1 protein-coding gene is annotated in these 837 nt (G+C 60.6%); it reads left to right on the forward strand.

Annotated elements, in window-relative coordinates; all coding sequences use genetic code 11:
- Nucleotides 1-71 precede the first annotated feature (71 nt).
- Nucleotides 72-837 (forward strand): cobalamin-binding protein (locus A3754_RS03670; RefSeq protein WP_063518874.1); only part of this gene is annotated, 766 nt, incomplete at its 3' end.

Below are 837 nucleotides of genomic sequence, written 5' to 3' on the forward strand. Positions count from 1 at the left end.
GCGTTCGGTAATGTTGAGCCTGCGCTACGATAGGTAGTGCAGAGGTTCTCAACATCAGATGGAGTGAGTGGATGCGAGTATTACGCTGGGGGTTGTTGTTGCCGATGCTGGCCCTGTTTCATACGGCAATGGCGGCGGTGTGTGTCACCGACGATACCCAGCGCGAGCTCTGTCTGGAAAAACCGGCCAGCCGCATCGTGGCTTTGTCCCCCGGTGCCACCGAATTGCTGTTTGCGGCGGGCGCGGGCGGACAAATGGTCGGGGCGGTGAGTTTTAGTGATTACCCGCCAGCGGCGAAAAAGTTACCGCGGGTAGGCAGCTACAAGCGCCTGGATCTGGAGGCGGTGTTGGCGCTGAAGCCGGACCTGATTGTGGCCTGGCACAGTGGCAATCCGTTGCCCCAGGTGGAGCGTCTGCAGGCCCTGGGTCTACCGGTGTATTACAGCGAACCGCGCCGGTTTGCGGATGTGGGTACCACGCTGGAGCGGTTTGCCCGGCTGGCGGGGACGGAACAGGTTGGGCAGGGCGCGGCGGATGCGTTCCGTGCCGGCATTGATGCCCTGCGTGAACGTTACGCCGATGCGTCAAAAATCAGTGTGTTCTACCAGGTGTGGGAAGAGCCATTGATGACGGTGAATCGTGAGCATCTGATCAGTGAAGCGATTCAGATATGTGGCGGCGTAAACGTGTTTGCCGATCTGCCCACGCTGGCGCCGCGTATCAGCAAGGAGTCGGTGCTGGAGAAAAACCCGCAGGCCATCGTTGCGGGCGGCATGGGCGAAGATAATCCCGGTTGGCTGGACCCCTGGCGGCAATTTGCCACCTTGCAAGCGGTGA

This window comes from Alcanivorax sp. HI0083 (assembly GCF_001635175.1).